The organism is Rhabdothermincola sp. (assembly GCF_036846205.1).
In the GTDB taxonomy this organism is placed as follows: domain Bacteria; phylum Actinomycetota; class Acidimicrobiia; order Acidimicrobiales; family Acidimicrobilacustridaceae; genus Rhabdothermincola.
The window spans coordinates 1-6,352 of sequence record NZ_DAIUCK010000137.1 but is presented as its reverse complement, the minus strand read 5'-3'; the positions used below and the strand labels follow the sequence as shown (position 1 = coordinate 6,352).

Genomic DNA, 6,352 nt, shown 5'->3' with positions numbered 1-6,352 from the left:
AGGGAGCGCGGCGGGCTCGGTGTTCAGGTCAGGCCGGGCACGTCGACCCGGGTGGCCTCGATGTGGCCGGAGCGCAGCTCGGAGGTGCGGGCGGGGTTCGACGACTCGGCCGTGCACACGTAGAGCGTGCGCCCGTCCGACCCGCCGAGGACGCAGGCGTAGGCGCCCCGGTCGCCCGTCGATCGCCAGTCGACCGCGCCGGTGCCCTCCACGACCCGCATGACCCCTCTGTTCACGGGGTCCGCCACCCAGATCGCCCCTTCAGCGTCGATGCAGATGCCATCCGGCACGTTCGGGCGCAGGTCCGCCCAGATCCGGCTGTTGGCCAGTGAGCCGTCGGGGCAGATGTCGTAGGCCGACAGGCGCTGGCCGAACGACTCCGCCACGATCAGCGTGCGGCCATCGGCGGTGACCACCGAGCCGTTCGGGAACAGCAGCTCTTCGATGACCACCCAGGCGTCGCCGTCAGGGGTGACGCAGACCATGTTGGCGCCCGTGAACTCCTCCCCGGCGTCGAGGTCGAAGCCGAAGTTGCCGACGTACGCGTGGCCGGCGGGGTGGACGACCATGTCGTTGCAGTGGAAGGTGGCGAACGGGCTGAGGTCGGCGACCTCGTGCAGGCCGTCGGCGTCGAGGCGCAGGAGCCGGCGGTCGGTCATCGACACCACGAGCATCGTGCCGTCGGGCCACCACCCCAGGCCGGCGGGTTGGCCGGGCACCTCGCAGACCAGCTCGGTCTGGCCCTGCTCGGTCATGGCCCACACCTTGCGGTCGTGCATGTCGGAGAACCACAGGCGCCCGTCGTGCCAGCGGGGGCACTCGGGGAAGACGAGGTGGTCGAGCAACGTGGTGAACTCGGACAAGGTGGCTCTCGGCTCTCCTGGGGTCGGGGGCCTCGCGGCCGGGATCGTGACGCTCGATCAGAGTTCGATCAGAGTTCGATCAGAGTTCGATCAGGGTTGGATCAGGGTTGGATCAGGGTTGGATCAGGGTTGGATCAGGGTTCGATCAGGACGTGCGCCGCTTGGCGGCCCTGCGAGCGTACCGTTCGAGCGCGAGACCGATCAGCTCGTCGATGAGCGCTCCGTAGGCCAGCCCTGATGCCTCCCACAGCTTCGGGTACATCGAGATGGGGGTGAATCCCGGGATGGTGTTGACCTCGTTGACCAGCAGGCCGCGGCCCGACTCTTCGTAGAAGAAGTCGACCCGGGCCATGCCCTCGCAGCGCAGGGCGGTGAACGCCCGCAGGGCCAGCTCCCGTGCCTCCCCGGACACCGGCTCGGGGAGATCGGCCGGGACGACCGTCCGCGCGGCACCGTCGAGGTACTTGTCCTCGTAGTCGTAGAACTCCGCGCCGGGCACGATCTCCCCGACGACCGATGCGCGGGGGTCGAGGTTGCCGAGCACCGCGCACTCCAGTTCCCGCCCGTCGATGGCTTCCTCGACCACCAGCCACTCGTCGTAGCGCGCGGCCCGCGCCAAGGCTTGACCGAGCGAGAGGGTGTCCTTCGCCTTCGAGACACCGACCGACGACCCCATGTTCGCGGGCTTCACGAACACCGGCAGGCCGAGCTGGTCGACCAGTTCCTCGACCAGCTCGTCGCCGACGGCCCGCTCGTGGACGGCCCGGAAGCGGGCTTGTGGCAGCCCGTTGGCCGAGAAGACCTCCTTGGCCTTGGCCTTGTCCATGGCCAGCGCGCTGGCGAGCACGCCACAGCCGGCGTAGGGGACACCGGCGAGCTCCAGCAGTCCCTGGACCGTGCCGTCCTCACCCAGCGGTCCGTGCAGCAGGGGCAGCACCACCACCTGCTCGTCCGCCACCGGCTCGAGCACCGCGAAGGGGCTCACCTCGGGGCCCGAGGTGGGCAGCTCCTCGGGCAGCGCATCGGGACCGGCGGCCAGCGCCCGAGCGGTCTCCTCGGCCAGCACCCACCGGCCGGTCGTCGTGATGGCCACCGGTTGGACGTCGTAACGCTCGAGATCGGTCGCGGCGAGGACGTGGCGAGCGGTGACCAACGAGATCTCGTGCTCGGCGGACTGGCCCCCGAACAGCACGATCAGCCGGATGCGCTCCATGGCCCGGACCGTAGCCTGCGCCGGCCGCTGCGACCGCTGACGGGCGCGCGGTGCGTGCCCCTCGGGTGGCCGAGTCCCACCAGTATCGTGCGGGCCCGTGAGGTTCCTCGTGTCAGAGGTGGCGGCCGCGGTGTCCGGCACGGTGGTCGGTGCCGCCGGTGACGAGGCCACCGTCGACGGTGCGGCGATCGACAGCCGCGAGATGGTCGGCGGCGAGCTCTTCGTGCCGATCATCGGCGGGCGCGACGGCCACGACTTCATCGCGGCCGCGGTCGAGCGCGGTGCGGCGGCCTACCTGACGAGCCGAGCGACGGAAGCCGTGCCGACGACCGAAGTGCCGGCGGTGGTGGTGGACGACACCGCCGCCGCGCTGAGCACCCTGGGCGGGCTGGCCCGGTCGCGGCTGGCGGGGCCGGTGGTGGGCATCACCGGTTCGGTCGGCAAGACCACCACCAAGGATCTGCTCACCGCGGTGCTCGGGCATCGCTTCCGCACCCATGCCAGCCTCCGCAGCTTCAACAACGAGTTGGGCGTGCCGCTCACGCTGGTCAACGCACCCGACGACACCGAGGCCACCGTGGTGGAGATGGGGGCCCGCGGTCACGGGCACATCGCGGAGCTCTGCCAGGTGGCGTGTCCCACCGTCGGGGTGGTCACGACCGTCGAGCTGGTCCACACGGAGATGTTCGGTGACCTCGAATCGGTGGCCGCGGCGAAGGGTGAGCTGATCGAGTCGCTGCCCGACGACGGGGTGGCGGTGCTCAACGCGGACAACCCGTTCGTCGCGGAGATGGCGACGCGCACCAGCGCCCGGGTGGTGACCATCGGCAAGAGGGGAGAGGTGCACGCCATCGCCGTCGAGGTCGACGGCGATCTGCGTACCCGCTTCGAACTGCGCTCACCGTGGGGGAGCACCGAGGTGGTGCTCGCGGTGCGCGGCGCGCACAACGTGCACAACGCGCTGGCCGCGGCGGCGGTGGGCCTGGTCTGCGGGGTCGACCTGGCCGCGGTGGCCGAGGGCCTGGGCCACGCGGAGGGATCGCCGTGGCGGATGGACCTTCGGCGGGCCCCGGGCGGTCTGCAGGTGCTGAACGACGCCTACAACGCCGGGCCGGCTTCGATGGAGGCCGCGCTGCACGCGCTGGCCCGCCTCGACGCCGACCGGCGCATCGCGGTGCTCGGGCCGATGGCCGAGCTCGGTGACCACCACGAGGCCGCCCACCGGCGGGTGGCCGAGCTGGCGGCCGCACTCGGTATCGAGGTGCTGGCGGTGGGGACCGACGACTACGGCGTGGCCTCGGTGCCCGATACCGACGCGGCGCTTGAGGCGCTGGGCCCACTCGGCGAGGGCGACGCCGTGCTGATCAAGGGCAGCCGGGTGGCGGGGCTGGAACGCCTCGCCCATCTGCTCCACGGCGCCTGAACGGTCCCCGGGATCCGGGCGGATCGTGCCCGGTAGGGGTCGTGCCATGCGAGGTCGGTGGTCGGTACCATCGTTCGGTTCGCCCCTCGACCCGACCACCGGGATGGTGATGCGTGACCACGGACGAATCCTCCGAGTTCGATGTGCGGCAGGTCGCGGGAGCGCTCCGCCGGCGCATGGTGCTCGTGGTCGTCATCACCCTGGTCGCGGTTGTGATCGGGCTCGCCACCTCCTTCCTCTCGCCGACCCTGTACGCCGCCACCGCCCAGGTTCGCATCGTCGATCCGGGTGCGGAGGCCGTGTCGTCGGCCGCGGCGAACCGGGTGGACCGCGAGCGTGAAGTGCAGACCCAGGTGCTGATCCTCAAGTCGAGGGAGCTGCAGGACGCGGTGGCCGAGCGGCTGGGTGCTTCGGCGAGCGAGATCGACGGCGTGTCGATCTCCGCGGTGGGCAACAGCGACGTGATCGCCATCAGGGTCGCCAGCCGTTCACCGGAGGTGGCGCAGGCAGCGGCCAATGCCTACGCCGAGCTGTACGTGCAGAAGCGCCGTGACGACGTGGCGGCGGTGTTCTCCGACCGGGCGGAGCGCCTGCGGGCCAGTGCTGATGAGCTGCAGTCCCGCATCTCCCAGCTGAACGTCGAGCTCGCGGCGGGGCCTGGCGCGCTCGAGGCCCAGCGCCTGCAGGCCGAACGCGACTCGTTGATCGTGCAGCAGGCCGAGATCCAGCGGCAGGCCGGCGATCTCGAGGTCCAAGCCGCCACCCGCACGGGCAGCGTCACCATCGTGCAGTCCGCCGAGCTCCCCTCGGCGCCGTTCTCGCCGACCACCGGGCGCAACGTGGTGATCTGGACGCTGCTGGGTCTGCTCGTGGGCTCCGGTGCGGCGCTGCTTCGCGACCGCTTCGACGATCGGGTCTCCGCGACCACCCAGCCCGAGATGCTGGGCGTGCCCGTCATCGGCTCCATCCCCGAGATCGGTTCCCGCCGGCGGTTCGGTCGTTCGCGCCCGGCTCCCCGCAGGGTCGTGGACCCGACCTCACCGACGGCCGAGGCGTTCCGCACGCTGGCGACCAGCGTGCGCTTCTCCGCTGTCGGTCAGGATCACCACGTCCTCGCGATCACGAGTGCCGAGCGCGGTGAGGGCAAGTCGACGATCGCCGCGAACCTGGCCGTCGCGCTCGCCGACATGGGCATGAAAGTCGTCCTGGTTTCGGCGGACCTCCGGGCCCCGGTGCTGGGCGAGATCTTCGGGCTGGACGAGAGCGAGCGCGGCCTCACCTCGGTGCTGCTCGGTGATGCGCCGCTCGCCGAGTGCTTCCGACCGATCACCTCGAGCACCGGGCGGTCCTTCTACCTCCTGCCGGCCGGGCCGATGCCGGGCAACCCGCACGAGCTGCTCTCGTCGAGCCGGATGGCTGAGCTGATGGCCTCGCTCACGGCCACCGGCGCGGACTTCATCCTCATCGATTCCCCGCCCGTGTTGCCCGTGGGTGACACGCTGGCCCTGGCTCACCTCACCGACGGCATGGCGATCGTCGCGGCCGTCGGAGCGACTCGTCGTGGGGCCTTCGAACAGACGGTCGATCGCCTGCAGACGGTCAACGGCAAGGTCGTGGGTGCGATCCTCAACCGTACGGAGGGCGCCAGCCGCTACGGCGAGTACGGCTACGGGTACGGCACTCGCACATCCACGGCCCCCCCGCGCCAATCCCGACCCGTGCCCGAGGCCAGTGGATCGACCGGGGCGGACGACCTGCCCGTGCGCGACGCCAGCCCGGTGAGCACTTGACGAAGCGTCCACGATGTCGCCTCGGGGGATCAGACCGGCGCGAAGGGACCGCGGGCGATGACGGTGCTCAGCGCGCTGCTCCTGCTCGGGTTGCTCTGGGTGATCTACCGTCAGTGGGCACGCTGGCCCCTCGACATCGTGGCGATCTTCTGCGTCAGCTTCCTGCTGTTCTACGGGTTCCGTGCGGTGGTGGTCGCGCTGGGGGTCGATCCGCTCTACCCCGACTACCTCTTCGGGGCGAACGCCACGATGCTCGCCGGTCGCACCAACCTGCTGCTCTGCCTGTTCCTCGGCGGGGTGATCGGTGGTCTGGCCCTGTCGAGCCGGATCGGGCTGCGCCTGCCTCGATGGGTGTTCCCCGACATCGTGAGCCACCCGAAAGGGTCGCGGTACCTTTCGGTGGTCGTCGTGCTGACGGCGATCTCGACGGTCATCACGCTCGCGCTCCTGGCCCGCTACGGCGGCTTCAGCGGCGTGATCCAGGCCTCCAAGTACGACCGGGAGCTGACCGGCACGAACATCCTGCGGGTGTTCCCGAGCATCGGGGCGCTGGTGGCGGTGGCGTCCGCGCTCGACGTCGCCAGGCGCTACCAGGGGCGATTCACCGCCGGCCAGCGCCAACGCCTGGTTGTCAGCGTGGCCTGCGCGGTGCTCGACGGCTACTTCGTGTTCGTGTGGGGTCAGCGGTCGATCCTGGCCATCGTCGTGTTCGGCCTGATCGCCGGGCTCGTGGCCTTCCGGCCGTCGCCTCGCGGGTCCAGGGCATCCGCGTTGCGCATCTGGGGCGGCATCGCGGTCGCGGTCATCGTCTGCGTCGTCACCGTCGTGGGGCTGCGGTTCCTCCGGGACACGGCCGCCACCGGCGACCTGAGCCCGAACCTCAAGAACGAGACCATCATCCGGCAGTTCTCGGTCGCCTCGAACTCCACGTCGTACGACGCGCTGGTGCTGGCCCGCCGCGACTGGCCGTCCACCTTCGAGTTCCGCGGGGGGCAGGACTTCGCGGCCGGGGTGGGAGCCGCGGTCCCGCGGTTCCTGCTCCCGGACAAGCCCACCTCGATCT

Annotated in this window: 5 protein-coding genes; 3 read left to right on the top strand and 2 right to left on the bottom strand. The window is 70.9% G+C overall.

Annotation, left to right across the window (positions count from 1 at the left end; all coding sequences use genetic code 11):
* Positions 1-23: 23 nt before the first annotated feature.
* Entirely contained in the window at positions 24-863 is an 840-nt protein-coding gene (locus tag V7004_RS14790) for an SMP-30/gluconolactonase/LRE family protein (RefSeq protein ID WP_334144955.1), read from the bottom strand.
* Between the two features lie 145 nt (positions 864-1,008).
* Positions 1,009-2,076, bottom strand: a complete 1,068-nt coding sequence (locus V7004_RS14785; RefSeq protein WP_334144954.1) for a D-alanine--D-alanine ligase family protein — start codon at positions 2,074-2,076, stop codon at positions 1,009-1,011.
* Between the two features lie 97 nt (positions 2,077-2,173).
* Between V7004_RS14785 and V7004_RS14780 the strand changes: the two genes are divergently transcribed.
* The 3 genes from V7004_RS14780 to V7004_RS14770 all read left to right on the top strand — a co-directional run.
* Entirely contained in the window at positions 2,174-3,499 is a 1,326-nt protein-coding gene (locus tag V7004_RS14780) for a UDP-N-acetylmuramoyl-tripeptide--D-alanyl-D-alanine ligase (RefSeq protein WP_334144953.1), read from the top strand.
* Between the two features lie 113 nt (positions 3,500-3,612).
* Positions 3,613-5,289 (top strand): polysaccharide biosynthesis tyrosine autokinase, encoded by a 1,677-nt coding sequence (locus V7004_RS14775; protein ID WP_334144952.1) that lies wholly within the window; start codon positions 3,613-3,615, stop codon positions 5,287-5,289.
* Positions 5,290-5,346: 57 nt separating this feature from the next.
* Positions 5,347-6,352, top strand: a 1,006-nt coding sequence (locus V7004_RS14770; RefSeq protein ID WP_334144951.1) for a hypothetical protein, incomplete at its 3' end; no start/stop codon positions are given.

Coding starts and splice junctions, on each gene's coding strand:
- V7004_RS14785 (WP_334144954.1), bottom strand. CDS start 2,076: ATGGAGCGCATCCGGCTGATCGTGCTGTTCGGGGGCCAGTCCGCCGAG.